The sequence below is a fragment of the Bordetella hinzii LMG 13501 genome (assembly GCF_001548475.1).
Taxonomy (GTDB): Bacteria; Pseudomonadota; Gammaproteobacteria; order Burkholderiales; family Burkholderiaceae_B; genus Bordetella; species Bordetella hinzii.
Genome location: NZ_LRUJ01000050.1, coordinates 1 through 25853 on the forward strand (window position 1 = coordinate 1; position 25853 = coordinate 25853).

26 protein-coding genes are annotated in these 25853 nt (G+C 69.6%); 14 read left to right on the forward strand and 12 right to left on the reverse strand.

All coding sequences use genetic code 11. From position 1 onward, the window contains the following. On the reverse strand, nucleotides 1–1000 hold a 1000-nt coding region (locus AXA74_RS21795; RefSeq protein WP_155680910.1), incomplete at its 3' end, for an AsmA family protein. A gap of 125 nt (nucleotides 1001–1125) precedes the next feature. Here AXA74_RS21795 and moaC point away from each other — a divergent pair. The 5 genes from moaC to AXA74_RS21820 are packed head-to-tail and all read left to right on the forward strand — an operon-like array spanning nucleotide 1126 to nucleotide 4032. Next, entirely contained in the window at nucleotides 1126–1614 is a 489-nt protein-coding gene (gene moaC, locus AXA74_RS21800) for a cyclic pyranopterin monophosphate synthase MoaC (RefSeq protein ID WP_029579319.1), read from the forward strand. Beyond that, entirely contained in the window at nucleotides 1595–1846 is a 252-nt protein-coding gene (moaD, locus tag AXA74_RS21805; RefSeq protein ID WP_029579318.1) for a molybdopterin converting factor subunit 1, read from the forward strand. Before moaC ends, moaD begins: the two co-directional genes overlap by 20 nt. A gap of 4 nt (nucleotides 1847–1850) precedes the next feature. Then, the gene (locus tag AXA74_RS21810; protein ID WP_029579317.1) at nucleotides 1851–2321 is read left to right on the forward strand and encodes a molybdenum cofactor biosynthesis protein MoaE; all 471 of its coding nucleotides are present in this window, start codon (nucleotides 1851–1853) and stop codon (nucleotides 2319–2321) included. After that, nucleotides 2318–2836: a molybdenum cofactor biosynthesis protein B gene (gene moaB, locus AXA74_RS21815; protein WP_029579316.1), complete on the forward strand. Its 519-nt coding sequence runs from the start codon at nucleotides 2318–2320 to the stop codon at nucleotides 2834–2836. Before AXA74_RS21810 ends, moaB begins: the two co-directional genes overlap by 4 nt. Beyond that, entirely contained in the window at nucleotides 2833–4032 is a 1200-nt protein-coding gene (locus AXA74_RS21820; protein ID WP_032979685.1) for a molybdopterin molybdotransferase MoeA, read from the forward strand. Before moaB ends, AXA74_RS21820 begins: the two co-directional genes overlap by 4 nt. Here AXA74_RS21820 and mobA read toward each other — a convergent pair. The 3 genes from mobA to AXA74_RS21835 are packed head-to-tail and all read right to left on the reverse strand — an operon-like array spanning nucleotide 4029 to nucleotide 6787. Further along, entirely contained in the window at nucleotides 4029–4613 is a 585-nt protein-coding gene (gene mobA, locus AXA74_RS21825) for a molybdenum cofactor guanylyltransferase MobA (protein WP_029579314.1), read from the reverse strand. The genes AXA74_RS21820 and mobA overlap by 4 nt on opposite strands. Then, on the reverse strand, nucleotides 4606–5685 hold the full coding sequence (moaA, locus tag AXA74_RS21830) for a GTP 3',8-cyclase MoaA (protein WP_029579313.1): 1080 nt from the start codon (nucleotides 5683–5685) through the stop codon (nucleotides 4606–4608). The genes mobA and moaA overlap by 8 nt, the downstream gene beginning before the upstream one ends. Nucleotides 5686–5713: 28 nt before the next feature. Continuing rightward, complete coding sequence (locus tag AXA74_RS21835; RefSeq protein WP_032955600.1) at nucleotides 5714–6787, reverse strand: substrate-binding domain-containing protein; 1074 nt, start codon at nucleotides 6785–6787, stop codon at nucleotides 5714–5716. Nucleotides 6788–6942: 155 nt separating this feature from the next. On the opposite strand from AXA74_RS21835, the gene AXA74_RS21840 reads away from it, so the two are divergent. From AXA74_RS21840 to AXA74_RS21865, 6 genes are read left to right on the forward strand one after another with little or no spacing between them, the layout of a single operon-like run. Continuing rightward, nucleotides 6943–7440 carry a formate dehydrogenase subunit gamma gene (locus tag AXA74_RS21840; protein WP_029579311.1) on the forward strand — a complete coding sequence of 166 codons (498 nt, stop codon included), beginning with the start codon at nucleotides 6943–6945 and terminating at the stop codon, nucleotides 7438–7440. Then, nucleotides 7437–8996, forward strand: coding sequence for a formate dehydrogenase beta subunit (locus AXA74_RS21845; protein WP_032979683.1), 1560 nt, complete (start codon nucleotides 7437–7439; stop codon nucleotides 8994–8996). Before AXA74_RS21840 ends, AXA74_RS21845 begins: the two co-directional genes overlap by 4 nt. A gap of 11 nt (nucleotides 8997–9007) precedes the next feature. Continuing rightward, nucleotides 9008–11875, forward strand: a complete 2868-nt coding sequence (fdhF, locus tag AXA74_RS21850; protein ID WP_032979682.1) for a formate dehydrogenase subunit alpha — start codon at nucleotides 9008–9010, stop codon at nucleotides 11873–11875. 19 nt (nucleotides 11876–11894) lie between these two features. After that, nucleotides 11895–12716, forward strand: coding sequence for a formate dehydrogenase accessory sulfurtransferase FdhD (gene fdhD / locus AXA74_RS21855; protein WP_029579308.1), 822 nt, complete (start codon nucleotides 11895–11897; stop codon nucleotides 12714–12716). A gap of 25 nt (nucleotides 12717–12741) precedes the next feature. Continuing rightward, nucleotides 12742–13002, forward strand: coding sequence for a formate dehydrogenase subunit delta (locus AXA74_RS21860; protein WP_029579307.1), 261 nt, complete (start codon nucleotides 12742–12744; stop codon nucleotides 13000–13002). A 55-nt stretch (nucleotides 13003–13057) separates the two neighbouring features. Then, a complete protein-coding gene (locus AXA74_RS21865; RefSeq protein ID WP_032961046.1) occupies nucleotides 13058–14182 on the forward strand; it encodes a methyltransferase in 1125 nt (374 codons plus the stop codon). Nucleotides 14183–14208: 26 nt separating this feature from the next. Here AXA74_RS21865 and AXA74_RS21870 read toward each other — a convergent pair whose 3' ends face one another. Further along, a complete protein-coding gene (locus AXA74_RS21870; protein ID WP_029579305.1) occupies nucleotides 14209–14733 on the reverse strand; it encodes a chromate transporter in 525 nt (174 codons plus the stop codon). Then, nucleotides 14730–15290 (reverse strand): chromate transporter, encoded by a 561-nt coding sequence (locus AXA74_RS21875; RefSeq protein WP_029579304.1) that lies wholly within the window; start codon nucleotides 15288–15290, stop codon nucleotides 14730–14732. The genes AXA74_RS21870 and AXA74_RS21875 overlap by 4 nt, the downstream gene beginning before the upstream one ends. A 208-nt stretch (nucleotides 15291–15498) precedes the next feature. Here AXA74_RS21875 and AXA74_RS21880 point away from each other — a divergent pair, with 208 nt between their 5' ends. The 3 genes from AXA74_RS21880 (at nucleotide 15499) to AXA74_RS21890 (ending at nucleotide 17638) form a co-directional block, all read left to right on the forward strand. Beyond that, a complete protein-coding gene (locus AXA74_RS21880) occupies nucleotides 15499–15924 on the forward strand; it encodes a universal stress protein (protein ID WP_032955603.1) in 426 nt (141 codons plus the stop codon). Nucleotides 15925–16029: 105 nt separating this feature from the next. Next, nucleotides 16030–16836 carry an EamA family transporter gene (locus AXA74_RS21885; RefSeq protein ID WP_029579302.1) on the forward strand — a complete coding sequence of 269 codons (807 nt, stop codon included), beginning with the start codon at nucleotides 16030–16032 and terminating at the stop codon, nucleotides 16834–16836. A 97-nt stretch (nucleotides 16837–16933) separates the two neighbouring features. Next, nucleotides 16934–17638, forward strand: a complete 705-nt coding sequence (locus tag AXA74_RS21890; RefSeq protein ID WP_029579301.1) for an SDR family oxidoreductase — start codon at nucleotides 16934–16936, stop codon at nucleotides 17636–17638. Here the strand turns inward: AXA74_RS21890 and AXA74_RS21895 are convergent. The 6 genes from AXA74_RS21895 to atzF all read right to left on the reverse strand — a co-directional run bounded on the left by AXA74_RS21895 (nucleotide 17635) and on the right by atzF (nucleotide 25710). Then, nucleotides 17635–18465 carry an anti-sigma factor family protein gene (locus AXA74_RS21895; RefSeq protein ID WP_029579300.1) on the reverse strand — a complete coding sequence of 277 codons (831 nt, stop codon included), beginning with the start codon at nucleotides 18463–18465 and terminating at the stop codon, nucleotides 17635–17637. The genes AXA74_RS21890 and AXA74_RS21895 overlap by 4 nt on opposite strands. Then, the gene (locus AXA74_RS21900; protein ID WP_032955607.1) at nucleotides 18462–18980 is read right to left on the reverse strand and encodes an RNA polymerase sigma factor; all 519 of its coding nucleotides are present in this window, start codon (nucleotides 18978–18980) and stop codon (nucleotides 18462–18464) included. The genes AXA74_RS21895 and AXA74_RS21900 overlap by 4 nt, the downstream gene beginning before the upstream one ends. 12 nt (nucleotides 18981–18992) lie before the next feature. Next, complete coding sequence (locus tag AXA74_RS21905) at nucleotides 18993–19367, reverse strand: COG4315 family predicted lipoprotein (RefSeq protein ID WP_032955608.1); 375 nt, start codon at nucleotides 19365–19367, stop codon at nucleotides 18993–18995. A gap of 151 nt (nucleotides 19368–19518) precedes the next feature. Beyond that, a complete protein-coding gene (locus AXA74_RS21910; protein WP_032955614.1) occupies nucleotides 19519–20208 on the reverse strand; it encodes a GntR family transcriptional regulator in 690 nt (229 codons plus the stop codon). A 28-nt stretch (nucleotides 20209–20236) separates the two neighbouring features. Further along, nucleotides 20237–23878, reverse strand: coding sequence for an urea carboxylase (gene uca, locus AXA74_RS21915; protein ID WP_032979680.1), 3642 nt, complete (start codon nucleotides 23876–23878; stop codon nucleotides 20237–20239). Nucleotides 23879–23895: 17 nt separating this feature from the next. Then, the gene (gene atzF, locus AXA74_RS21920) at nucleotides 23896–25710 is read right to left on the reverse strand and encodes an allophanate hydrolase (protein ID WP_032961041.1); all 1815 of its coding nucleotides are present in this window, start codon (nucleotides 25708–25710) and stop codon (nucleotides 23896–23898) included. Nucleotides 25711–25853 lie beyond the last annotated feature (143 nt).

The following is a 25853-nucleotide window of genomic DNA, read 5'->3' on the forward strand; positions in this document are numbered from 1 at the left end:
GGGCCTGCGGGGCCCAGAGTTCCACCTCGCCGATATAGAGCTGCTGCTTCAAGGGTTCGGTGGAAATGCGCCGCACGACCAGCGAGCTCCACTTGAGCAGGTTATCGCCCGAGGCCTCGCGCACATCCAGCTGGCGCAGCCCCACATCGCCTACCACCTTGATGGCCGGCGGCGCGTCCTTGGGCTGTTCGAAGCGGACCTGCAGGTCGGAATCCAGCAAGGCGCGCTGCAGCTTGACCGGCAGCGCCATGGGCCAGATGTCGGCCCATTTTTCGAGTTCCAGGCCCGAGAAATTGAGGTTCAGGGTGGAATGCGGCACTTTGTCGAAGGGCCGCGCCACGCCGTCCAGGTCGAAGGGGCTGCCGTTGACCCGCAGATGCACCTTGGGCTGGACGTCGATGTCCGTGGCATAGCCAAAGGTGGAGATGAAGGGCACGCCCAGCGTGATCTCGTCGATGACCTGCTTGCGGCCCGTGACCTTGTCGTCAAGCCGTATGCGGCCGCCTTCGAGGCGCATATTGTTCAGCGAGAAGCGGGGCAGGCCCTCCTTGGGTTGGGGGTCGGGCGGCGCCTTGGCGGCCTGCTCGGCCAATTTTTGCTGGATGTCCGAGAAATTGAAGCGCGTGACGTCCTCGCGCACCACGTCGACCTGGGGATCGACCACGCGCACCGAATCGACCACGGGCGCGAACCACAGGAGGGAGCGCCAGGCCGCGCTGGCCTCGAGCAGCCCGACCTTCAGCAGCGGGGTTTCGGAGCGCGGCTGGGCGATCGCCAGGTCATGCGCCCGCACCGTCAGGGTGAAGGGATTGAAGGAGATATCGCCCACGCTGACATCCCGGCCCAGCAGGGCCGCCACGTCTCCGGTCAGGGCGCCGCGCAGCACCTTGGGCACCTGCCAGGCCGCCAGACCGGCCAGCAGGAGCATGACCAGCACGACCGCCCCTAGGATTTTCGCGCCGCGGCGCGAAAGTTTCAGTGCAGGCATGCGAAAGGACATATCGACCACTCCTGACAGGTTTGCCGGGGATTATCGCGCCCCCGACTGGGCTCGTCTATCATAAGGCTGGGCGGCGGCCGGCCCGCCCCCAGCCTTCCATCCACCCTGATCTTTTGCCTTTTGAGATGTCTGACACCCTACCCTCCCTGAGCCATCTGGACGAAAGCGGCCAGGTTCGCATGGTCGATGTCGGCGACAAGGCCGATTCCGACCGCGTCGCCATCGCGCAGGCCGCGGTGCGCATGAGCCCCCAAGCCTACGGCCTGTTGACCCAGCCCGGCCAGGGCAAGGGCGAGGTCCTGAACACCGCCCGCGTCGCCGGGGTGCTGGCGGCCAAGCGATGCGCCGAGCTCATTCCGCTGTGCCACAGCCTGCCGCTGTCTTTCGTGGGCATCGAGTTCTCGCTGGACGAGCAGTCTCACCGCATCGAGATCCGCGCCACCTGCCGCACACGCTACAAGACCGGCGTCGAAATGGAGGCCATGACCGCCTGCAGCGTGGCCGCGCTGACCATCTACGACATGTGCAAGGCGGCCGACAAGGGCATCGTGGTCGAACAGATACGCCTGGCGTACAAGGCGGGAGGAAAAAGCGGTGAATGGCGCCATGATTGAGCTGCTTTACTTCGCCCGCGTGGCGGAGATGCTGGGCAAGCGCGGCGAACGCCTGCCCCTGCCCGAGCCGGCCGACACGGTCCAGCTGCTGGCAGACCTGGCGGCGCGCTATCCGCAGCTGGCGCACGCCGGCCGCCTGAAAGTCGCCGTCAACCAGACCCATGTCAAGGGACGCGCGCCCCTTGCCGCGGGCGACGAGGTGGCGGTCTTCGAACCCGTCACCGGGGGATGAGGCCATGATTCTCGTCCAGGAGGCCGATTTCGACACGGCCGCCCTCACCGCCGCCCTGCGCGCCGAGGTCGGCGCCCAGGCCGGCGCCATCGTGACCTTCACGGGCTATGTGCGCGACTACGCGCCCGGCCAGGCCACCGATACCCTGTACCTCGAACACTACCCGGGCATGTGCGAGCGCGAACTGCAGGCCATCGCCCACACGGCCCGCGAACGCTGGCAGCTGGCTGGCACCCTCATCGCCCACCGCGTGGGCGCCCTGCCGCGCGAAAGCCAGATCGTCTTCGTGGCCGCCGCCAGCGCGCACCGGGGCGATGCCTTTCGCGGCTGCGAGTTCATGATCGACGCCCTCAAGACGCGCGCGCCCTTCTGGAAGCGCGAAACCCTGGCCGATGGCAAGCGCTTCTGGGTCGAGCAGCGCGCCGACGACGAAGACCGCACTCTCGCCTGGGAAGACAACAAGGAGAAACCATGAACGCCGACAACAATATCCCGCTGGCCTGCGCCGTGCTGACGGTCAGCGACACCCGCAGCGCCGGAGACGACACCTCGGGCAACCTCCTGGCCCAGAACCTGGCCCAGGCCGGCCATATCTGCGTGCGCCGCGACATCGTGCGCGATGACGTCTACCTCATCCGCCGCGTCATGAGCGACTGGATCGCCGACCCCGAGGTGCAGGTCATCCTCACCACCGGCGGCACGGGTTTCTCGCACCGCGACTCCATGCCCGAGGCGGTGCGTCCGCTGTTCGACAAGGAGATCGACGGTTTCGGCGAGTTGTTCCGCCAGGTTTCCTATGAGGAGATCGGCTCGTCCACCATCCAGTCGCGCGCGCTGGCCGGCTACGCCAACAACACCGTGATCTTCTGCATGCCGGGCTCCAACAATGCCTGCCAGACGGCCTGGACGCGCATCATCGCCGAACAGCTGGACAGCCGTCACAAGCCCTGCAACTTCGCCACCCACCTGTCGCGCAAGGACGCACCATGATGGAGTTCGACCAGGCCCAGGCGCAATTGGCCCTGGCCGCGCAAGCCATTACGCGGCGCGAAACCTTGCCGCTGGCCAGCCTGGCCGGCCGGGTGCTGGCACAGGACATCCTGGCGACGCTGGACCTGCCGCCGGCCGACAACAGCGCCATGGACGGCTATGCCATCCGCCATGCCGACTACGAGGCCGGCCGCGCCCTGCCCGTGACCCAGCGTGTTTTCGCCGGCGACATGCCGGCCGCGCTGGCGCCGGGCCAGGCGGCCCGCCTGTTCACCGGCAGCCTGATGCCCGAGGGCGCCGACACCGTCGTCATGCAGGAGGACACGCGCGAGGCCGACGGACGGGTCGAGATCCTGCAGGCGCCGCGCGCCGGCCAGCATGTGCGCAAGCGCGGCGAGGATACGGCCGCCGGCCAGCTCCTGCTGGCCGCGGGCACGGTGCTGCAGGCCGCCCACATCGCCCTGCTCGCCTCGCAGGGCCTGGCCCAGGCCGAGGTCTACGGGCGCCTGCGCGTGGGCATCCTCACCACCGGCGACGAACTGGTCCCGCCCGGCTCGCACCGCCAGCCGCAGCAAATCTACAACTCCAACGGCGCCATGCTGGCCGCCCTGGCCGAAGGCATGGGCGCCGAGGCCACGCATGTGCTGCATGCGCGCGATGACGAGGCCAGCCTGAACGCCGCCTTCACGCGCCTGCTGCGCGATTGCGACCTGGTGCTCAGCGTGGGCGGCGTGTCGGTGGGCGAGCGCGACCTGGTCAAGCCCGTGCTGGAGTCCATGGGCGCCTCGCTGGTGCTCTGGAAGGTCCGCATGAAACCGGGCAAGCCGGTGGCGCTGGCCCACGTCCAGGGCAAGCCGCTGGTCTGCCTGCCGGGCAATCCGGTCTCGGCCTACGCCGTCTTCACGGTGCTGGTGTCGCCGCTGGTGCGCCGCATGCAGGGCCGCGGCGAGATCTACCCGCGCGTGGACTGGGTGCCCCTGCGCACGCAGCGCACCCGCCGCGATGGGCGCGAGGAATTCCTCCGGGTGCGGTACCAGGCCGGCGAGACACCCGAACTGCACGCCTATGGCAACCAGGGTTCGGGCGTGATGAGCTCGCTGCCCTGGGCCAGCGGCCTGGCGCGCCTGCCCTGCGACACCGACATCGGCGACGGCACGCGCGTGCGCTATTACGACCTGCGCCTGTGGCAGGCCTAGCCCTGGGCGAAGGCGAAGTCTTCCGCGGTGTTGAGATTGAGGAAGGCCTGGGGCACATCGTCGAATGAGACTTCGACGGCCCCGGCGCGATCCTGCCACCAGGCGACCTTGCGGTCGCCCGCGGCCAGGTAGGCGCGCAGATCGTCCAATAGCGTGGGACGCAGCGCCATGCAGACCGCATGGCGGCGGCCCTGGCAGCTTGCCACCGCCAGGGGCGCCCGGGAGGACAGGGCCGCCTGCGTCAGGCGCGCCGCCAGATCCTGCGGGATGAGCGGCGTATCGCAAGGCACACAGACCAGCCATTCTTCGGTGCAGGCCGCCAGGCCCGCGGCCAGGCCCGCCAGCGGCCCCTGCCAGGCCCCCAGGCGGGCGTCGTCGCCCACCACCTGCCCGAAGACGGCATAGGCCTCGGCATTGCGGTTGGCGCTGATGATGAGGCGGCCGACCTGAGGGGCCAGACGCTGGGCCACATGGGCCACCAGGGGTTTGCCGCGCCAGGGCAGCAGCCCCTTGTCGGCCTCGTTGACGCGGCTGCCCTGGCCTCCGGCCAGGATCAGGCCGGCGATTGTGATATCAGCCACCGATGTAACTCATTTCGATCTTGTCGCGCACGGCCGTGGCCTGCCCGCGGCGTTCGGAGTAATTGTCCTGCCGCGCCGTCCAGATGCCGGCCAGCGCCGCGGCGATGGCCTCGTCGCCGGCGGTGCCGCGCAGCAGCGCGCGCACATCGTGCCCGCGCGAGGCGAACAGGCACAGAAACAGCTGCCCTTCGGGCGACAGGCGGGCCCGCGTGCAGCCGCCGCAAAAGGCGTGCGTGACGCTGGAAATCACGCCGACTTCGCCGGCCCCGTCGGCATAGCGCCAGCGCTCGGCGACCCGCCCCATGGGCGCATCGTCGACGGGCTCGAGCGCGAAGTGCTCGCGCAGGCGCGCCAGCAGCTCGTCGCTGGGCAGCACCTCGGCGACATTCCAGCCGTTGCTGTTGCCCACATCCATGTACTCGATGAAGCGCAGCACATGGCCGCTATGCCGGAAGCGGCGCGCCATGGGCAGGATTTCCGCATCGTTGACGCCCCGGCGCACCACCATGTTGACCTTGACCGGCAGGCCCGCCTCGGCCGCCGCGTCGATGCCCGCCAGGACGTCGCCGGGCGTGTAGTCGGCATCGGCCAGGCGCGCGAAGCGCGCCGGATCCAGCGCGTCCAGGCTCACCGTGACCCGCGCCAGGCCGGCTGCCTTGAGTGCGCGCGCCTTGCGCGCCAGCAGGCTGGCGTTGGTGGTCAGCGTGAGATCCAGCGGCCGGCCCTGCGGCGTGCGCAGCCCGGCCAGCATGGCGATCAGCTTGTCGATGTCTTTGCGCAGCAGCGGCTCGCCGCCCGTCAGACGGATCTTTTCGGTGCCCAGCCGCACGAAGATGCGCGCCGCGCGCGTGATCTCCTCGAAGGACAGCAGCGCCGAATGCGGCATGAAGCGGTAGTTGGCGTCAAAGACCTCGCGCGGCATGCAATAGGTGCAACGGAAGTTGCAGCGGTCCGTGACCGAGATGCGCAGGTCGCGCAAAGGACGCGCGCGCCGGTCCAGCAGCGGCTCGCCCTCGGGCGGCGGCGTGACGGCGGCGGGTCGCTCATCGGCGAGATAGATCACGGAAGACATAGCGGGATGATAGCCCTTGAAGCGCGGCTCAGGGAAACGCCTCGGACAGGTTCATGAGGCGGCCGCAATCGCGCGCGTCATAGCCGGGCAAAGCGCCGATATCGCCCAGGTAGGCCGGGCTGCGCAAGGCCCGCAGGAACTCCTGCATGGCCGGCTGGGCCAGCTCGGCGCGGCGCAGCGCAAAGAAATAGCGCTCCCGCACCAGGGGGATGAAGTCCAGCCCGAAGCGCCGCGCCGCGGTCTCCACGCCCATGCCCACATCGGCCATGCCGCTGGCGATATGGGCGGCTATCGCCATATGCGTGAACTCATTGGTCTGGAAGCCCTGCACCCGGCCGACGTCGATGCCGCTGCGCTGCAGCAAAAGATGGGCCAGGTAACGGGTGCTGGATCCCATCTGGCGATTGACGAAGCGCACGTCCGGCCGCGCCAGGTCGGCCACGCCGCGGATGCCCTTGGGGTTGCCGGCCATGACGAAGAAACCGGTATTGCGCACCGCCAACTGGATGAGCATATGCGCCTCGCGGTCCAGCCACTGCGCGTAATGGGCCAGGATGTCGCGCTCGAACTCGCCTTGCGGCAGCTGGAAACCGGCCAGGTCGCAATCGCCGCGCGCCAGCGACGCCAGCGCCTCGCTGGCATTGCGGTAGCGCAGCTCCACGCCCGCGCCGTCCAGGTGCTGCATCAGGGCCTCGACGGCGAAACCGTGGCTGGCCTGCAGGCGCAGGGCCGGCCGCTCCTGCGGCAGCAGGCGCTGCAGCTCCTCCTGCAGCTCCGAAGCCAGGCTCTCCAGGGTGGGCGCCAGCCGGGCCTCGATGCGGCGGTTGGCCCACAGCAGTCGCTGCGCGAAAGGCGAGAGCTGGCTGCCCTGACGCCGCCGCGTCTGGATGAGCGCCGTGCCGAACGCGGCCTCGAAGCGGCGCAGCAATCCCCAGCCGTGGCGATACGACAGCCCGCAGCTTTTACAGGCGCCGGCGATATGTCCTTCGGCCTCGATGGCGGTCAACAGGGCGAGCAATTCGTGCAGCGGCGTGCCGGCGCTGTCGCCTCCGGGCGCCAGATACCACTGCGGGCGCAGGCCTATGCGGAAGTTATATGTCATTTATTGCATATTGAAGTGAGGCCGCCAGGCGATTAGAGTACGGCGAAGTTCCTGTCTTTCCTACGGTTTTAATATGTTTTTGAAAGCATATTAAACACCCGGAAGGCGGCAAGCAATCTGTTTTCGGCGCCGTAGCGGCGCCGCCAGGAGACTCCATGGCCTTGGCCTGTACGCCCGCGGACGTGTCCGCTCCCGACCCGATCGCCACGGCGCGCCAGCTGGCGGCCCGCCATGCCGGCCAGCCCGGCGCCCTGCTTCCGCTGCTGCATGCCGTGCAGGAAGCCCTGGGCCATATCCCCGCCGAGACCGTCGCCGTCATGGCGGAGGCGCTGTCGCTCTCGCGCGCCGAGGTCCATGGCGTCATTACCTTCTATCCGCATTTCCGCAGCGAACCGGGCGGCCGCCATACCTTGCAGATCTGCCGCGCCGAGGCTTGCCAGGCCATGGGCGGCGAGGCCATCGCGGCCCATGCGCAATCCCGCCTGGGCTGCGGTTTCCACGGCGTCAGCGCCGACGGCGCCTTCACCCTGGAGCCGGCCTATTGCCTGGGGCTGTGCGCCCAATCCCCCGCCCTCATGCTCGACGGCCGGCCCCACGCGCGCATGACAGCCGCGCGGCTGGATCAGCTGATCGACCGGGAGCGCCAGGCATGAGCGCCCCCATCCGAATCTACGTCCCCCGCGACGCGGCCGCCCTGGCCGTCGGCGCCGACGAGGTGGCCGGCGCCATCGAGGCCGAGGCCGCCCGCCTGGGCCTGGCCGTGGAAATCGTGCGCAACGGTTCGCGCGGCCTGCTGTGGCTGGAACCGCTGGTCGAGATCGCCACGCCCCTGGGGCGCATGGCTTACGGCCCGGTGGCGCCGGAGGATGTCGCCACGCTGTTTGCCGCCGGCTGGCTTGCCGGGCGGGCCGGCCATCCCCTGGCCCACGGACTGACCGAAGAGATTCCCTACCTGCGCCGCCAGGAAAGGCTGACCTTCGCCCGTGTCGGCATCACCGACCCGCTTTCCCTCCAGGACTACGCCGCCCATGGCGGCCTGGCCGGGCTGGAGCGCGCCCTGGCCATGACCCCGGCAGAGATCGTCGAGGAAGTCACCGCCTCGGGCCTGCGCGGACGCGGCGGCGCGGCGTTTCCCACCGGCCTGAAGTGGAAGACGGTGCTGGGCGCGCCGTCGGCCACCAAGTACATCGTGTGCAATGCCGACGAAGGCGATTCCGGCACGTTTGCCGACCGCCTGCTCATGGAGGGCGACCCCTATGCCCTCATCGAGGGGATGACCATCGCCGGCCTGGCCGTCGGCGCCGATTACGGCTACATCTACGTCCGCTCCGAGTACCCGCACGCGATCGCGACGCTGCGCGCGGCCATCGGGCGCGCGCGCGAGGTGGGCTGGCTGGGCGAAGACATCCACGGCAGCGGCAGGCGCTTCGACCTGGAAGTCCGCCAAGGCGCGGGCGCCTATATCTGCGGCGAAGAAACCTCGCTGCTGGAAAGCCTGGAGGGCAAGCGCGGCGTGGTGCGCGCCAAACCGCCGCTGCCCGCCGTCAGCGGCCTGTTCGGGCAGCCGACCGTCATCAACAACGTGATCTCGCTGGCCACCGTGCCGACCATCCTGGCGCGCGGCGCGGCCTATTACCGCGACTATGGCGTGGGCCGCTCGCACGGCACGCTGCCCTTCCAGCTGGCCGGCAATATCAAGCAGGGCGGACTGGTCGAGAAGGCCTTCGGCCTGAGCCTGCGCGAGCTGCTCTATGACTTCGGCGGCGGCAGCGCCAGCGGGCGGCCACTGCGCGCCGCGCAGGTCGGCGGCCCGCTGGGCGCCTACCTGCCCGAGTCCCAATGGGATGTGCCGCTGGATTACGAGGCCTATATCGCTATCTCGGCCATGGTGGGCCACGGCGGCGTGGTCGCCTTCGATGACAGCGTGGACATGGCCCGGATGGCCCGCTATGCCATGGAGTTCTGCGCCGTCGAATCCTGCGGCAAGTGCACGCCCTGCCGCATCGGCTCCACGCGCGGCGTCGAGACCATAGACCGCATCATCGCCGGCGGGCCCGCCCGCCAGGCGCAGATCCATCTCCTGCGCGACCTCTGCGACACCATGCTGGGCGGCTCGCTGTGCGCGCTGGGCGGCATGGCGCCCTATCCCGTGCTGTCCGCGCTGAACCACTTCCCCGAAGACTTCGGGCAGATCACCCAGGCCGCCTGAAGGAGAACGACATGCTCGAAACCGTGATCAAACGCGACCGCGACCTGGGCACCCCCGCGCGCCAGGGCGAACGCCTGGTGACGCTCACCATCGACGGACAGGCCATATCGGTGCCCGAGGGCACCTCGGTCATGCGCGCGGCCGCCGAGGCCGGCATCAACATCCCCAAGCTCTGCGCCACCGACAGCCTGGAGCCCTTCGGTTCCTGCCGCCTCTGCCTGGTACAGATCGAAGGCCGGCGCGGCTACCCCGCTTCCTGCACCACGCCGGCCGAGGAAGGCATGGTGGTGCTGACCGAGACGCCCAAGCTGCATGATCTGCGCCGGGGGGTGATGGAGCTTTATATTTCGGACCACCCCTTGGACTGCCTGACCTGTCCGGCCAACGGCGATTGCGAGCTGCAGGACATGGCCGGCGTGGTGGGCCTGCGCAATGTGCGCTATGGCCAGACGGGCGCCAATCACTTGCAGGCGGCCAAGGACGAGTCCAATCCTTATTTCAGCTACGACCCGTCCAAGTGCATCGTCTGCAACCGCTGCGTGCGCGCCTGCGAGGAAACCCAGGGCACCTTCGCGCTGACCATCTCCGGCAAGGGCTTTGCCTCGCGCGTCTCGCCGGGCCAGGACCAGCCCTTCATGGAGAGCGAATGCGTCTCCTGCGGCGCCTGCGTGCAGGCCTGCCCGACGGCCACGCTGCAGGAAAAGACCGTCATCATGATGGGCCAGGCCGAGCATGCCGTCATCACCACCTGCGCCTATTGCGGCGTGGGCTGCGGCTTCAAGGCCGAGATGAAGGGCCAGGAAGTGGTGCGCATGGTGCCCTGGAAAGACGGCCAGGCCAATCGCGGACACTCCTGCGTCAAGGGCCGTTTTGCCTGGGGCTATACCACGCACCGCGAGCGCGTGCTCAAGCCCATGATACGCAAGCGCATCACCGACCCCTGGCAGGAGGTGTCCTGGGACGAAGCGATCCAGTACGCGGCGTCGGAATTCCGCCGCATCCAGGCCCGCCACGGACGCGACGCCGTGGGCGGCATCACCTCCTCGCGCTGCACCAACGAAGAAACCTGGCTGGTGCAGAAACTGGTGCGCGCGGCCTTCAACACCAACAACGTCGACACCTGCGCGCGCGTATGCCATTCGCCCACGGGCTATGGCCTGAAGCAGACGCTGGGCGAATCGGCCGGCACGCAGACCTTTGACTCGGTCATGCACAGCGATGTCGTCATCGTGATGGGCGCCAATCCCAGCAGCGGCCACCCGGTCTTTGCCTCGCGCCTGAAAAAACGCCTGCGCCAGGGCGCGCGCCTCATCGTCATCGACCCCCGCCGCATCGAGCTGGTGGACTCGCCGCATATCAAGGCCGACTACCATCTGCAGGTGCGTCCCGGCACCAACGTGGCGCTCCTGACGGCGCTGGCCCATGTCATCGTCACCGAGGGCCTGGTCGACGAGGCCTTTGTCGCCGAGCGCTGCGAAGCCCCGGCCTTCGAGCAATGGAAAGCCTTCGCGGCGCGCCCCGAGCACTCGCCGGAAGCCACCCAGGAAATCACCGGCGTGCCGGCGCAGCTGGTGCGCGGCGCGGCCCGTTTGTACGCGGGCGGGGGCAACGGCGCCATCTATTATGGCCTGGGCGTGACCGAGCACAGCCAGGGGTCGACCACGGTCATGGCCATCGCCAACCTGGCCATGGCCACGGGCAATGTGGGACGCGAGGGCGTGGGCGTGAACCCGCTGCGCGGCCAGAACAATGTCCAGGGCTCCTGCGACATGGGCTCCTTCCCGCATGAGCTGCCCGGCTACCGCCATATTTCCGACGACGGGACGCGCCGCCAGTTCGAGGCCGACTGGGGCGTGACGCTGCAGCCCGAACCCGGCCTGCGCATTCCCAATATGTTCGAGGCGGCGCTGGCGGGCAGCTTCCTGGGCCTGTACTGCCAGGGCGAGGATATCGTGCAATCCGATCCCAACACCCAGCACGTGGCCGCCGCCTTGTCGGCCATGGAGTGCATCGTGGTGCAGGATCTCTTCCTGAACGAGACGGCCAAGTACGCGCACGTCTTCCTGCCCGGCTCGTCCTTCCTTGAAAAAGACGGCACCTTCACCAATGCCGAGCGCCGCATCTCGCGCGTGCGCAAGGTCATGGAGCCGCGCAACGGCATGGCCGACTGGGAGATCACCATGGCCCTGTCCAATGCGCTGGGCTATCCCATGCACTACCGGCATCCGTCGGAGATCATGGCCGAAATCGCGCGCCTGACGCCCACTTTCGCCGGCGTCAGCTATGACAAGCTGGACCGCGCCGGCAGCCTGCAATGGCCCTGCAACGACGACGCCCCGGACGGCACGCCCATCATGCACGTCGACGGCTTTGTGCGCGGCAAGGGCCGCTTCATGATCACGCGCTATGTCCCCACCGACGAGCGCAGCACGCGCCGCTTCCCGCTGCTGCTGACCACGGGGCGCATCCTGTCGCAGTACAACGTCGGCGCGCAGACCCGGCGCACCGAGAACGTGCGCTGGCATGCCGAGGATGTGCTGGAGATCCATCCGCAAGACGCCGAGGACAGGGGCGTGCGCGAGGGCGATTGGGTGGGCATACAGAGCCGGGCCGGCGAGACGGTATTGCGCGCCACCCTGACTGACCGCGTCCAGCCAGGCGTGGTATACACGACATTCCACTTCCCGGAATCCGGCGCCAACGTGGTCACGACCGACAACTCCGACTGGGCGACCAACTGCCCCGAGTACAAGGTGACGGCGGTGCAGGTCACGCGGGTATCGCAACCCTCGGAATGGCAGCGGCAATGGACGCGCTTTACCGAGACGCAGCATCGCCTGCTGCGCGAACGCGACAGCGCCGCGGTCGTCGGGAAATAACCCCCTGCGAAGACCCGACATGACCACCTCCCCCGCAAGCGCCTGGCCCGATCATCGCGACGTGGAGGTATTGCGCGTGCGCGAAGGACGCAAGCAGGCCGCGCCCGAGGCGGACAGGCTGGCCGAGGAAACGCCGGTCGCGCTGGAGTTCAACGGCATCAGCCACGCGACCATGCTGGCCACGCCCCGCGACCTGGAGGACTTCGCGCTGGGCTTCGCCCTGACCGAAGGCATCATCGGCGCGCCCGGCGATGTGCGCGGCATCGACCTGGATGCGCGCGCCGACGGCATCGTGGTGCAGCTGGAGATCGCCACGGCCTGCGAGGTCCGCCTGAAGGAAAGGCGCCGGGCCATGGCCGGGCGCACCGGCTGCGGCCTGTGCGGCGTGGAGACGTTGCCCGAGGTGCTGCGTCCGGTCGCCGCCTTGCCGGCCTTGCCGCCCCTGCCGCTGGCCGGCCTGCTGTCGGCCATGCGCGCCTTGCGCGCCCGCCAGCCCCTGCACGACCTCACGGGCGCCACGCACGCGGCGGGCTGGGCCGACGCCTCGGGCGAATTGCGCATCGCGCGCGAAGACGTGGGACGCCACAACGCCCTGGACAAGCTCATCGGCGCGCTGGCCCGCGCCGGACTGCCCGGCCCGCAGGGCATGGCCGTGGTTTCCAGCCGGGCCAGTTTCGAAATGGTGCAGAAGACCGCCAGCGCCGGCATCGGCGTGCTGGCCGCCGTTTCCGCGCCCACCGCCCTGGCCCGGCGCCTGGCCGAGCAGACCGGCCTGACCCTGGCCGGCTTTGTGCGCGGGGCCGACGCCACGCTCTACACCCATCCTGGCCGGCTCTATTGAGGCCGGCCTCCTATTCCCTATCCGCATGGACGCCACCAACCTCATCCGCATGGCCAATCGCATCGGCGACTTCTTCGAGGCCTATCCCGACAATGCCGAAGCGCTGGAGGGCATCGCCAACCATATCGAGAAATTCTGGGAGCCTCGCATGCGCTGGCAATTGCTGGACTTCCTGGCCGAACATCCCGACGGCCAGGCGCCCGGGATCGCGCTGCATCCCCTGCTGCGCCAGGCCGTGATGCAGAACAGCGCCCGCCTGACGCCCCGCCAGCCCCGCCGGGCCTAGGTTGCCCGGCGGGCGGCGGCCCGGACCGGGCGAAAACCGGCTACATTGCCAGCCTATGCCCTCCTCCTCTTCTTCCCCGGTCCAATGGACCGACGCCGACGGCAGCCCCCGGCAAGCCCGCTGGCAATCGGAAAACGGCGCCCCGGCGCCGACGCGCATCGAAGTCATCGACGACCGCATGCCGGCCGACACCGCCTACCGCAAGGCCTGCGAAGGCACCGCGCTACTGTGGCGCGGCGATTTCCATAACGCCCGCCAGCTGCTGCAGGCCATGACGCGGCGCATGGACAAGCGCCCGCCCAAACTGGCCGAAACGCCCCGCGAGCGCTTCAACCAGCATCGCATGTGGCAGGCGCAGCGCGCGCGCACGCTGGGCAAGTTGCTGGTCGAGATCGGCGCCGGCTACGCGCTGGACCTGCGCCGCGCCCCGCCGGTCGCCGCGGCCTGCGCGGCCGCGGGCATCGAGGCGCCCTGCCTGATGTCGCTGCGCGAGCTGCAAGGCCTGCTGGGCGCCCACGAATGGCATAAGAAAGGCGTGCCCATCCCGGCCCTGGGCGGACAGCATATCCACCCCTGCTATGGGGTGTATTCGCCGGTGCGCGGCGAGTACATCGACCTGGTGGCGCGCGCGCCGCTGCCGCAAGGCCCCATCTTCGATATCGGCACCGGCACGGGCGTGCTGGCCGCCGTGCTGGCGCGGCGCAGCCCGCACCCGGTCATCGCCACCGACCTGGATCCGCGCGCGCTGGCCTGCGCCCGCGACAACCTGCAGCGGCTGGACCTGGCCGCGCGGGTCAGCCTGCGGCAGGCCGATCTGTTCCCGGAGGGCCGCGCCGCGCTCATTGTCTGCAACCCGCCCTGGCTGCCGGCCAAACCGAGTTCACCCATCGAGCATGCCGTGTACGACCCGGACAGCCGCATGCTGCGCGCCTTCCTGCGGGGACTGCCGGCGCATCTGCTGCCCGGCGGCGAAGGCTGGCTCATTCTTTCCGACCTGGCCGAGCATCTCGGCCTGCGCGGCCCGGACGAGCTCCAGGACTGGATCGCCCAGGCCGGTCTGCGGGTGCTCGAACGCCACACCGCCCAGCCCTTGCACCCCCGTGCCCGGGACGACAAGGACCCGCTGCATGAAGCGCGCTCGCGCGAGCTGACCTCGCTCTGGCGCCTGGCGGCCGCCTGAGGCCCGCCGCCGCGGGTGCCGAAGGCTCAACCGCCGCCGGCCAGCCCCGCCAGGGCGCCGGCGGCCAGCAGCCAGAGCGGATGCAGGCGCGACAGCGTCGCCGTCAGCGCCACCAGGCCCGCGATGGCGGCCGTCACCCAGCTATGCACCGAAGCCTGCGTGATCAGCGCCGCGCTGGCCGCCATCAAACCGGCGGTCATGGGAAAAATCCCGGCCTGCGCCACGGCGCGCCAGGGCTTGTCCTTGAAACGCTCCCACAGACGCAGGACCAGCACCACCACCACGGAAGAAGGCCCGAACTTGGCGACCGTCGTCACCAGCATGCCCATCCACCCGGCCACATGCCAGCCCACCAGGGTGACGACCATGAGATTGGGGCCGGGCGCGGCCTGGCCCAGGGCGAACAGGGCGCCGAACTCGGCCGCCGACATCCATTGGTGCACCTCGACCACCTGGCGCTGCATCTCGGGCAGGATGGTGTTGCCGCCGCCGAAGGCCAATAGCGACAGCTGCGTGAAGATGATGGCCAGCGAAATCAGGACGGACATCATCGGCGCCACCGCCAGGTCAGGAAAATGCTCAGCGGGGTGAGCACCAGCATGGTGGGCAACAGCGGCAGGCGCAGCACGGCGATGGCCGCGAAACAGGCCAGGGCGATCGCGATGCCTGGCCCATTGCCGCGCAGCGGCTTGGCGATCTTGACGGCCATGGAGATCAGCAGCCCGGCGGCCGCCGCGGCCAGGCCGGCGAACATATGCTGGATGTGCGGGTCGCTTTCGTAGCGCTGGTAGACCGAGCCCAGCATGATCACGATGAGAGAAGGCGCGAGGATGAGGCCCATCAGGGCGGCGAAGGCGCCGCGGGGGCCATGGAAGCGGGCGCCGACCGCCACCGACATATTGATCACATTGCCGCCCGGCAGGAACTGGCACAAACCGAGCAAGTCGGTGAACTCCTCGCCGGTAAGCCAGCGCTCTTTCTCCACCAGCATGCGGCGCGCCAGCGGCAGGGCGCCGCCGAAGGCGGTGATGCCCAGGCGGAAAAATCCATAGAAAAGCTGGGTACAGGAAGGCCGGCCGGTCTCGGCCTTGGGCGATATCGCAGTCATGGCGGGCTCGCGGGTCTCGGGCGGGCTTTGTTCAAATAATGGCGGCAAGGCTACTCCTGCCCGCGGCCGGGAGCAAATGCCGCGGCCCGCCCCGGGGGAGACGCGGGCCCCAACGCCCGGCTTGCGCTGGCGCAGAGACGGCGTCGCCGATGTGTTTTACATTGATCGTAGACGCGCCTTTTTCCGGCGCCCTTCAAGGAGGAAGATCATGAAGCCGGTTGTCGTCCCCGTCGACGGTTCGGAACATGCGCTGCGCGCCCTCTCGGCCGTTCTCAATCCCAGGCTCTACCCCAGGCTGGGCCGCGTGCACCTGGTCACGGTGCAGCCCCCGCTGCTGCGCCAGGGCCTGCACCTGGGCCTGACGCAAGAGGATATCGACGCCTACCACGCCGAAGAAAGCGCCGCGGCCCTGAAGGATGCGCTTGCCTTGCTGGACAAGGCCGGCATGCCCTATGAGGTGCACAATGAAATCGGCGTGGTGGCCGAGTCCATTGTCCAGGTGGCCCGCGATTGCGAAGCCAGCGAAATCGTGATGGGTTCGCGCGGGCTGGGCTCGGTGGCCAGCGTGCTGCTGGGGTCGGTGGCCACCAAGGTGATCAGCCTGGCCGACCGCCCCGTCACCCTGGTGCACTGAGCGGACCGGCACGGCGGCCGGGTGCCGTAGAATCGCGGGCTCGCCTGCATTCCCCGCTCCATGTCCCGCTCCCCGCTCTACCCGGTCGTCCTGCTTCTCATTGCCATGGCCTCGCTGCAAGGCGGCGCGGCGCTGGCCAAGACGCTCTTTCCCGCCGTGGGCGCCCAGGGCACCGCGGCGCTGCGCCTGTTTTTCTCGGCGCTCATCCTGCTGCCCATCCTCCAGCCTTGGCGCCTGAGGCTCGATGCGCGGGGCTGGCGCGACGTCGCCCTCTACGGCCTGACGCTCGGCGGCATGAACCTGATGTTCTACATGGCGCTGCGCACCGTGCCGCTGGGCATCGCCGTGGCGCTGGAATTCACCGGTCCCTTCGCCGTCGCCGTGCTGACGTCGCGCCGCCCGCGGGACTTTGCCTGGATCGCCCTGGCCGCCGCCGGCCTGCTGGCGCTGGTTCCGCATGGCGCCAGCCTGAGCAGCCTGGACCCCGAAGGCGTGGCCTATGCGCTGGCCGCCGGCCTGTGCTGGGCGCTCTACATCGTCTTCGGCCAGCGCGCCGGCCTGCGCCACGGCTCGCGCACGGTGGCGCTGGCCGCCGGCATCGCCGCGCTGGGCGTGCTGCCTTTCGGGCTGGCGCACGCGGGCCCGGCCGCCTTGTTCGCGCCCGGACTGCTGCCCTGGGCGGTTGCCGTGGCCATCCTGTCCAGCGCCCTGCCCTATGCGCTGGAGATGCAGGTGCTGCGGCGTCTGCCGGCACGCGCCTTCGGTACGCTCCTCAGCCTGGAGCCGGTGTTCGGCGCCCTGTCCGGCCTGCTCTTCCTGGGCGAGACCCTCAGCCCGCGGCAGTGGCTGGCCGTGGCCGCCATCGTCGTCGCCTCGGCGGGCATCACCGCCAGCAGCCGGCGCGGCGGCTAGCCCGGGCGCAAAGGCGGAGCGCCGGCAGGGTTATGTTTGCGCCGGCCGATGGCGCCTGCTCAAATAGCGGCTCCTCTTTCGCAGACATGGAGCACACATGAGCCAGCACAAAGTCGCCATCATCACGGCCGGAGGCAGCGGCATGGGAGCGGCGGCCGCCCGCAAGCTCGCCCAGGAGGGTTTCCAGGTGGCGATACTGTCCTCCTCGGGCAAGGGGGAGGCGCTGGCCGCGGAGCTGGGCGGGCTGGGCGTGACCGGCTCCAATCTGTCGGTCGACGACATCGCCCGGCTGGTTGACGCCACGATGCAGCGATGGGGACGGATCGATGCGGTGGTCAACAGCGCCGGCCATGGCCCCAAGGGCAAGCTGCTGGAGATCAGCGACGCGGACTGGGCGCGCGGCATGGAGTTCTATCTGCTGAACGTGGTGCGCATCACCCGCCTGGTGGCGCCCATCATGCAGGCCCAGCAAGGCGGCTCCATCGTCAATATCTCGACCTACGCCACCTTCGAGCCCGAAGCGGCCTTCCCCACGTCGGGCGTGTTCCGCGCCGGCCTGGCGGCCTTCACCAAGCTGTTCTCGGACGAGTATGCGGCATCCAATGTGCGCATGAACAACGTGCTGCCCGGCTTTATCGACAGCCTGCCCGAGAAGGAAGAGCGGCGCGGGCGCATCCCCATGGGCCGCTATGGCCGCGCCGAGGAGGTCGCCGATCTCATCGCCTTCCTGGCCTCGGCGCGCTCCAGCTATATCACCGGGCAGAACATCCGCATCGACGGCGGCATCACCCGCTCGGTCTAGGGCCTGCGCAAGGCGCCCTCCGGCGCCGGCAGGCCCGGCCCGAGCTGGCGGTAGACATCCTGGGCCAGGCGCAGCAATTCCTCGCGCGAGACTTCGCCCGACAGCGCATAGCCCAGGCTGCCCTCCATCCAATAGAAAACCCGCACCGGCCCGTCCTGCATGTAGCGGAAGGCCGCCGTCTCGCCCTTGGCCTCGTGGGTCAGGTAGAGCGTCAGGCGCTGGCCCGAGGCGGAGCTGTACATCAGCTGCGCCACCGCGCCGCGTCCGCCCGGCAGCACCCGCCCGCCCACCAGCTCGTAGCCGGCCGCCCCCAGCGCGGGCGCGCGGACCGGGGAGCCCAGGCGCCGTGTGAGCCAGGTGACCATGGCCTGCTCCTGGTCGGCGCCCACCTCCACCGGCCGCCGCATATCGGCGGCGAACACCGCATGCGCCACGGCCGCGCGCTGCGCGAAGCCGCCGCTGTCCAGGGCCTGGGCGACCTGGCTGCGCTGGGCGCGCGCGTCCAGGGCCCCGCGCGCCACCCAGGCCGCCCCGCCGCTGGCCACGGCGATCAGCAAGCCGGCCGCCAGGGCCCAGCCGCGGCCGCGGGCAGGCGCGGCACGCAGGGGCAGGCGCAGCGGCAGTGGTTCGTCCAGCACGCCGTCCAGGTGCGCGCGCAGCCGCCTTTTCTGCTCCACCCATTGCGCCACCTGGCGCCGCGCGGTCTCATTGCCCGCCAGATAGGCCTGGACCTCGTCACGCCGCTCGGGCGGCAGCTGCCCATCGACCAGGGCGTGCAGATCCGCCTCGGCGATGGGTGCGGACGGGGCGATCGAGTCGTCTTTCATGGTTTGATGCGGTGCAAAGTGGCCGAGGCCGGCGGCGCGTCGGCCAACAGGGCGGCCAGCCGTTCACGGGCCCGCGACAGGCGCGACATGACCGTGCCCACCGGCACGTCCAGCACGCGCGCGGCCTCCTGGTAGCTGAACTCCTCCACCGAGACCAGCAGGATCACGGCGCGCAGCTCCGGCGACAGACGGGACAGGCAACGATCCAGATCGCGCACCGCCAGGCCGTCGTCCTGCGTGGCGCGGGTCGGCAGGTCCTCCATGGCGGACGCCGCGGCAAACGGAGGCTGGCGGTTCTGGGCCCGCAGCCCGTCGATGAAATGGTTGTGCATGATGCCGAACATCCAGGCGCGCAACTCGCCGCGGCGCTGCCAGCGCGAATACCGGCTCCAGGCCCGCTCCAGCGTGTCCTGCACCAGATCATCGGCCCGATCGCGGTCGCCCGTCAGCCCGCGGGCATAACGCCGCAGGCTGGGGATGCAGGCCACGATCAGGGCTTCGATATCGCCGGACATGAGAATCCCGTATCAGGGCTTCACAATGTGCCACACGTCCTTGAAGTTGTCGCCCGTCTTGTCGCCCGCCTTGCTGTCCTTGGCGAACAGATACAGCGGCTTGCCCTTGTAGGCCCATTGTTTGCCGCCATCGTCGCGTGTGACGATGCTCCAGTCGCCCTGCGGCTTGGCATCGGCGGCGGCGGCCAGCGGCGGCCACGCCTTGGCGCAGGCGTCGTTGCAGACGCTCTTGCCGCTGCCGGCCGTATCCTTGTCAAAGGTGTACAGCGTCATGCCCTTGGCATCGACCAGCATGCCGGCTTCGGTCTTGGCCGGGGCCTGGGCATAGGCGCTGCCGGCGGCCAGGCTCAGGCCCAACAGGGCCAGGGCGGCGTAATGTCGCTTCATGATCTTGCTCCTCAAGTGGTGAAGGGGTGTTGCAGAGCTATGGACGAAGCCGGCGGCGGAAATATTCCCTGGCGACACAGGAAAATTGGGGGACGCGCCCGGCGTCAGACACTCCCACGCCCCCGTCACCCGGCGGCGGGCCCCCCCCTGATCAACCCGCGCGGTCACGCGCCTCGTGCAGCATATGCACGGTGATCTTGCGCACCACCGATTTGGACAATTCGATATGGGCGCGCAACATACGGGCCGCCTCGGCCGCGCGGCGGGCGAGGATGGCGCGCAGGATGGCGGCGTGCTCGTCATAGGTGGCGTCCACGCGGAAGTCCTTGGTGAAGTCCAGCCGGCGGATGATGCGTATCTTCTCGGTGACTTCGCGATGCACCTGCGCCATCTCGGCATTGCCGGCGGCGGCCACCACCGAGCAATGAAAGGCTTCGTCCAGCTGGGCCACCAGCCTGCCGTCGCCGATGCGCTGCCCGGGCGGGACGAACCACACGTCCTGCAAGGCGCCCAGCAGGCCGGCCAGGTCCATGGGCCCGCGCGCGCACAGGCGCTCCACGGCCGCCTGCTCCAGCACGATGCGCAGGTCGTACAAGGCCTCGAAGCGCTCGAAATCAAAGGGCCGGACTTGCCAGCCCGCTCGCGGCCGGGCCAGCAGGAAACCTTCCCGCTCCAGCCGCGCCAGGCCCAGGCGCACGGGCGTGCGGCTCACGCCCAGGCGCTGGGCGATGTCGGCCTCGGTGAACAGATCGCCCGGCAGCAGGCGGAACTCGAACAAATCGTCCTTGATCTGTTCATAGACCACATCGGCCAGCGACCCCGGCGCGGGGGGGCCGGGCATCGGGCTGATCCGCAAGGCGGCGCGCATTTCAGAGCACCGGCGCGGAGACGGATTCCTCGGCCAGCACGATCAGCGCATCGCCGCTGTTGACCTGCTTGCCCGGCGTGCAGCGTATGGCCCGCACCACGCCGGCGGCCGGCGCGATCACCGCCAATTCCATCTTCATGGCCTCGATGATCACCAGGGTGTCGCCCGCGGCCACGCTCTGGCCGACCGCGACCGGCACTTTCCAGACGCTGCCGCACATATCCGCCGCCACCAGTGTTTCGTCTTCGGCCAGGGCGGCCGCCTCATCCGGGTCGGGCAAGGCCTCGCGCACGACCGTGTCCTCGTGCTTCCACAACGCCACCTCGGCATCGAAAGCCGTTTTCTGGCGCGCCTGGAAGGCGGCGATGCTGGCGGCCTCTTCGTCCAGGAAACGCTGGTGGGCCGCGAAGTCGAAAACCTCTTCTTCGATGCGCAGCGAGGCGCGCCCCTCGCGGAAGTCGGCCCGCAGGACATCGAGCTCGGCCTCGCTGACCGGATAGAAGCGCACCTGATCGAAAAAGCGCAGCAGCCAGGGCTTCCCATCCTGGAACACCGGATTCTTGAGGAATTTGTTCCAGATGGGCAGGGTGCGGCCCACCAGTTGATAGCCGCCCGGCGAGTCCATGCCATAGATGCACATGTACACGCCGCCTATCCCCACCGTGCCTTCGGCCGTGAAAGTGCGCGCCGGGTTGTACTTGGAGGTCAACAGGCGATGGCGCGGGTCGATGGGCACGGCGCAAGGCGCGCCCAGATAGACGTCGCCCAGGCCCATGATGAGATAGCTGGCCTCGAACACGATGCGCTCGACGTCCTCGCGCCGCGCCAGCCCGTTGATGCGCTGGATGAAGTCCACATTGTTGGGCAGCCAGGGCGCCTGCGGGCGCACGGTTTCCTGGTAGCGCTGCACCGCCCCCAGCGTGGCGCTGTCTTCGAAGGCCATGGGCAGGTAGACCACCCGGGTGGGGATCCTGAGCGTGGCCACGTCGGCCAGCGCCGCCTCGATGCGCAGGAGTTTTTCGATCAGGACGCCCTGGCGGATTTCGCGGCTGTCATAGCGTATCTGCAGCGAGCGCACCCCCGGCGACAGCTCGCGCACACCGGCGATCGGATCGGCGGCCAGGGCCTCCATCAGGAGATGCACCCGCATGCGCAGCGCCAGGTCCAGCACGTTTTCGCCGTACTCCAACAAAAGATAGCCATCGCCGGCCTGCCGATAGGCCACCGAGGGCCGGCCCTCGCGAGCCGGCAGTTCGGCCACCACGGTCTCCGATACGGTGGCGGCGCGAGCCGTGCCGACCGTGACCGCCTCGGGCGGCACGGGCGCCAGCGTGGCGATGGCGCGGTCCTGCGCGGCCTCCAGGGCCACGGCGGCTTCATAGCTGATGCGCTTGAAACGGATACGGTCGCCCGGTTTGACCTGGCCGACTTTCCAGAGCTCGGCGCGGGCGATCGTGGCCGGGCAGACAAAACCGCCCAGGCTGGGGCCGTCGCGCGTCAGGATGACGGGGCTGTCGCCGGTGAAATTGATACTCCCGATGGCGTATTCGCAATCGTGGATGTTCGAGGGATGCAGGCCGGCCTCGCCGCCGTTTTCGCGCGCCCAGGCGGGCTTGGGGCCGATCAGCCGCACCCCCAGGCGGTTGGAGTTGTAGTGCACCTCCCAGTCGGCCGCAAAGAAACTGTCCATGGCTTCGGGGGTGAAGAAATCGGGCGCGCCGTGCGGCCCATAGAGCACGCCGATCTCCCAATGCTGGCCATAGGCCGGGATCAGCGCGGCAGGCGCCGCGGCCGGCGCCAGCGTGGCGTGCGGCGCGAGGCTGGCCGGCAGCTCCGGACGTCCCAGCGGCAGCATATCGCCCATGCGCAGCACGCGGCCGGCATGTCCGCCGAACTGCCCCAGCGCGAAAGTGGAGCGGCTGCCCAGATAGACCGGCACGTCCAGGCCTTCGCGCACGGCGAGATACAGGCGGCAGCCATTCTGCACCCGGCCGGTAGCCAGCACCTGCCCGCTCTTGACCGTGATGGGCTGCCACATGGCGACCGGCTCGCCGTCCAGCGTGGCCGCGCACGGCGCGCCGGTCAGCGCGATGAGAGCATCGCCATGGAAACGCAGCGACGGCCCCAGCAAGGTGGCCTCCAGGCCGGCCGCGCCGGGGGCGTTGCCCACGATGCGGTTGGCCAGGCGGAAGGCATAGTCGTCCATGGGCCCGGACGGCGGCACACCGATGTCCCAATAGCCTTCGCGGCCCGGATAGTCCTGCACGCTAGTGTAGGTGCCGGGTTCAAGCACCTCCAGCATGGCGGGACGATAAGCGAAGCCCTCCAGGAAGCGCGTGCTGACGTGGCCGGCGCGAAAGGCCGGATCATCGACGATCTGGCGCAGATAATCGAGATTGGTCGCGATGCCGTGCAGCCGGGTGGCGCCCAGCGCCTCGGAGAGCCGCTGCAGCGCCTGGGCCCGGTCGCGGCCATGCACGATGAGCTTGGCCAGCAGCGGGTCGTAGAAGGCGGGCACCTCGGTGCCGGTCGAGATCCAGCCGTCGACCCGCGGCCCGGGCGGGAAACTCACCTCGGTCAACACCCCCGGAGAAGGCTGGAATTGCTTGAGCGGATCCTCGGCATAGAGGCGCACCTCGATGGCCGCGCCCTCGGGCGGGCGGGCCATCGCCTCCCAGTCCAGCGCATCGCCGGCGGCCACGCGCAGCATGCACTCCACCAGGTCCAGCCCGGTCACGCATTCGGTTACGGGATGCTCGACCTGCAGGCGCGTGTTGACCTCCAGGAAGTAGAACTGGCCGGCGCGCTCGTCATAGATGAACTCCACCGTCCCGGCCGACCGATAGCCAACGGACACGCCCAGGCGCACCGCGGCCTCCAGCAGCGCGGCGCGCGTGGCCTCGGGCAGATGCGGCGCGGGCGTTTCCTCTATCACTTTCTGGTTGCGCCGCTGCACCGAGCAATCGCGCTCGCCCAGGGCCACCACGCGGCCCTGGCCATCGCCGAATATCTGCACCTCCACATGCCGGGCGCGGTCCACATAGCGCTCGATGAACACGCCGCCATCGCGGAAGAAGTGTTCGCCCAGGCGCTGCACGCCCTCGTAGGCCGCCGTGAGCTCGGCCTCGTTGGCACAGCGCGACAGGCCGATGCCGCCCCCGCCCGCCGTGCTCTTCAACATCACCGGATAGCCGATGCGTTCGGCCTCCAGCAAGGCCTGTCCCAGATTGGGCAGCAAGCCGGTGCCGGGCGTCATGGGCACACCGGCGGCCCGGGCCAGCTCCCGCGCCCGGTGTTTCAGGCCGAACTCCTCGATCTGGCCCGGCGTGGGCCCCACGAAAGCCAGGCCCGCGGCCTCGCAGGCCGCCGCGAATTCCGCGCTCTCCGAAAGAAAGCCATAGCCAGGGAACACCGCCTGCGCGCCCGTGCGGCGCGCCGCCTCCAGCAGCAGGTCGATACGCAGATAGCTGTCGGCGGCTTTCTCTCCGCCCAGCGCGATCGCCACATCGGCCTGGCGCACATGCGCGGCGTCGCGGTCCGCGTCGGAGTAGACGGCCACGCTGCGCACGCCCAGGCGTTTGAGCGTGCGGATGGCGCGCAAGGCGATTTCGCCGCGATTGGCGATCAGTACGGTGTCAAACATGATGCCGGCTCCCTGGATCAGGATCGGGAGGCGGCCAGGAAGGCACGCCAACCGCCAAATGAAGTGATGTCGCGCGCGCCTTGCAGGCCATGCGCCTCGCAGATAAAGCCCTTGACCTCCCGGCCGTCGGCCAGGGCCAGCGTGCCTATGCCCAAGGGCGCGGGGATCTCGGCCACAAAGGCGCCGAAGTGCGCGCTGGGCACGTCCCAGAGCTCGACCACGATGCCGGCCCCGCCCTCGCCCACCCTGGCGAGCCCCGGTTTGGGCGGCGTGGTGTTGGCCAGCGCATAAAGCCGGTATTCGGCCGCCGTGCGGGTCTCCTCCACCAGCCTTGCCTGGCGCGAAGTCAGCTGGTGATTCAGCGGCATGCCGGTCAGGTGCGCCCCGACCACGGCCACGCGCACGGTATCGGCTGGCGCGGGCGGCGCACCAGAATCCGCCGGCAAGGCTTTGCCGGTGGCGCCCAGCGGCAAGCGCAGCGCGGCCTGCCAGCGCTGCCCGAATGCCGCCAGCCCATGGTCCTGCCACGCAAGACCGATGAAGGTGATGCCGGCCGGCAGGCCGTCGGCGCGCATGCCCGCGGGCACGGCCAGCGCCGACAGGTCCGCCAGATTGGCGAAGTTGGTGTAGATGCCCAGGCGCGAGTTCAGCGTCACCGGATCGGACTGCAATTGCTCGATGGTGTAGATGGACGGCGCGGTCGGCACGACCAGGGCATCGAAACCGGCCAGCGTGTCCTGGATGCGCCGCGCGAGTTCGGCGCGGCGGTACTCGGCGACAAAGGCGTCGGTGGCGCTGAAGCCCTGGGCCTGTTCGACGATGCCGCGCACCACGGGATGAATGGCGTCGGGCTGCTCGCGCCACAGCGGCTGCACGGCGGCAAAGCGCTCGGCGACCCAAGGTCCCTGGTAAAGCAGCGCGGCCAGTTCGGCAAAGGGGGTGAAATCGATGGTCTCTATCCGCGCGCCCATCTCGCCCAGCCGCGCCAGGGCCGCCTCATGCACTTGCCGGGCGGCCTCGTCGCCAAAGAACTCGCACTGCGCGGGCACGGCCAGCCGCGGCGGCGTGTGCCAGGGCAGGCGCGCGCCCAAGGGCTCGGGGCGGGAATACGCATCCGCGCGGTCATAGCCGCCGGCGATGTCGGCCACGGCCAGGGCATCCTCCACCGTCAGCGCGAACACCGACACGCAGTCCAGGGTGCGGCAGGCCGGCACCACGCCGGCCGTGCTCAGCCAGCCGCGCGTGGGCTTGAGACCCACGATGTTGTTGAAGCCGGCCGGCACGCGGCCCGAGCCCGCGGTATCGGTGCCCAGCGCGAACGGCACCAGGCCGCGCGCCACCACCGAGGCCGATCCCGAACTCGACCCGCCGCTGATATAGCGCGCATCGAAGCTGTTGCTCACCGCGCCGTGCGGCGAGCGGGTGCCCACCAGGCCGGTGGCGAACTGGTCGAGATTGGTCTTGCCCACCAGGATGGCGCCCGCCGCCCGCAGACGCGCCACCACCGTGGCGTCGGCCTGGGCCGGATAGGCAAAGGACGGGCAGGCCGCCGTCGTCGGCCACCCTTGCGCATCGATATTGTCCTTGACCGCGAAGGGCACGCCATAGAGCGGCAGGCGCCGCATATCGCCCGACACGCCGCGCAGGCGCTCGGCCAGGGCGGCCAGTTGCGCGGCCAGCCCGTCGGCGTCCAGGCGCGCGATCCAGGCATTGTCGCCACCGTCGCCGGCCGCGAACGCGGCCAGCAGTGTTTCGGGCGCGGCGCCCTCCCGGTAAGCCTGGCGCCATTGCGCCAGCGTCCATCCCTGGGTTTGTGCAGCGGGGGCATTCATGCTGGGATCCTCTGTTGTGTACGAGTACGGATACCCAAGCAATCTGCGTGCCATCCGCGGCCTCGCGGGCCCGGCCAGGCGCGCGCCGGCCCCGGCTTCCCCTCTGGCGCCGGGCCGGCGCTTGGGCGGGGCGCGGGCGCGCG

Bases quoted from the DNA above. Each gene is read 5' to 3' on its own strand.
- moaC (WP_029579319.1), top strand. From the start codon at position 1,126: ATGTCTGACACCCTACCCTCCCTGAGCCATCTGGACGAAAGCGGCCAG.
- AXA74_RS21810 (WP_029579317.1), top strand. From the start codon at position 1,851: ATGATTCTCGTCCAGGAGGCCGATTTCGACACGGCCGCCCTCACCGCC.
- moaB (WP_029579316.1), top strand. From the start codon at position 2,318: ATGAACGCCGACAACAATATCCCGCTGGCCTGCGCCGTGCTGACGGTC.
- AXA74_RS21820 (WP_032979685.1), top strand. From the start codon at position 2,833: ATGATGGAGTTCGACCAGGCCCAGGCGCAATTGGCCCTGGCCGCGCAA.
- moaA (WP_029579313.1), bottom strand. From the start codon at position 5,685: ATGTCTTCCGTGATCTATCTCGCCGATGAGCGACCCGCCGCCGTCACG.
- AXA74_RS21835 (WP_032955600.1), bottom strand. From the start codon at position 6,787: ATGACATATAACTTCCGCATAGGCCTGCGCCCGCAGTGGTATCTGGCG.
- AXA74_RS21840 (WP_029579311.1), top strand. From the start codon at position 6,943: ATGGCCTTGGCCTGTACGCCCGCGGACGTGTCCGCTCCCGACCCGATC.
- AXA74_RS21845 (WP_032979683.1), top strand. From the start codon at position 7,437: ATGAGCGCCCCCATCCGAATCTACGTCCCCCGCGACGCGGCCGCCCTG.
- fdhF (WP_032979682.1), top strand. From the start codon at position 9,008: ATGCTCGAAACCGTGATCAAACGCGACCGCGACCTGGGCACCCCCGCG.
- fdhD (WP_029579308.1), top strand. From the start codon at position 11,895: ATGACCACCTCCCCCGCAAGCGCCTGGCCCGATCATCGCGACGTGGAG.
- AXA74_RS21860 (WP_029579307.1), top strand. From the start codon at position 12,742: ATGGACGCCACCAACCTCATCCGCATGGCCAATCGCATCGGCGACTTC.
- AXA74_RS21865 (WP_032961046.1), top strand. From the start codon at position 13,058: ATGCCCTCCTCCTCTTCTTCCCCGGTCCAATGGACCGACGCCGACGGC.
- AXA74_RS21870 (WP_029579305.1), bottom strand. From the start codon at position 14,733: ATGATGTCCGTCCTGATTTCGCTGGCCATCATCTTCACGCAGCTGTCG.
- AXA74_RS21875 (WP_029579304.1), bottom strand. From the start codon at position 15,290: ATGACTGCGATATCGCCCAAGGCCGAGACCGGCCGGCCTTCCTGTACC.
- AXA74_RS21880 (WP_032955603.1), top strand. From the start codon at position 15,499: ATGAAGCCGGTTGTCGTCCCCGTCGACGGTTCGGAACATGCGCTGCGC.
- AXA74_RS21885 (WP_029579302.1), top strand. From the start codon at position 16,030: ATGGCCTCGCTGCAAGGCGGCGCGGCGCTGGCCAAGACGCTCTTTCCC.
- AXA74_RS21890 (WP_029579301.1), top strand. From the start codon at position 16,934: ATGAGCCAGCACAAAGTCGCCATCATCACGGCCGGAGGCAGCGGCATG.
- AXA74_RS21895 (WP_029579300.1), bottom strand. From the start codon at position 18,465: ATGAAAGACGACTCGATCGCCCCGTCCGCACCCATCGCCGAGGCGGAT.
- AXA74_RS21900 (WP_032955607.1), bottom strand. From the start codon at position 18,980: ATGTCCGGCGATATCGAAGCCCTGATCGTGGCCTGCATCCCCAGCCTG.
- AXA74_RS21905 (WP_032955608.1), bottom strand. From the start codon at position 19,367: ATGAAGCGACATTACGCCGCCCTGGCCCTGTTGGGCCTGAGCCTGGCC.
- AXA74_RS21910 (WP_032955614.1), bottom strand. From the start codon at position 20,208: ATGCCCGGCCCCCCCGCGCCGGGGTCGCTGGCCGATGTGGTCTATGAA.
- uca (WP_032979680.1), bottom strand. From the start codon at position 23,878: ATGTTTGACACCGTACTGATCGCCAATCGCGGCGAAATCGCCTTGCGC.
- atzF (WP_032961041.1), bottom strand. From the start codon at position 25,710: ATGAATGCCCCCGCTGCACAAACCCAGGGATGGACGCTGGCGCAATGG.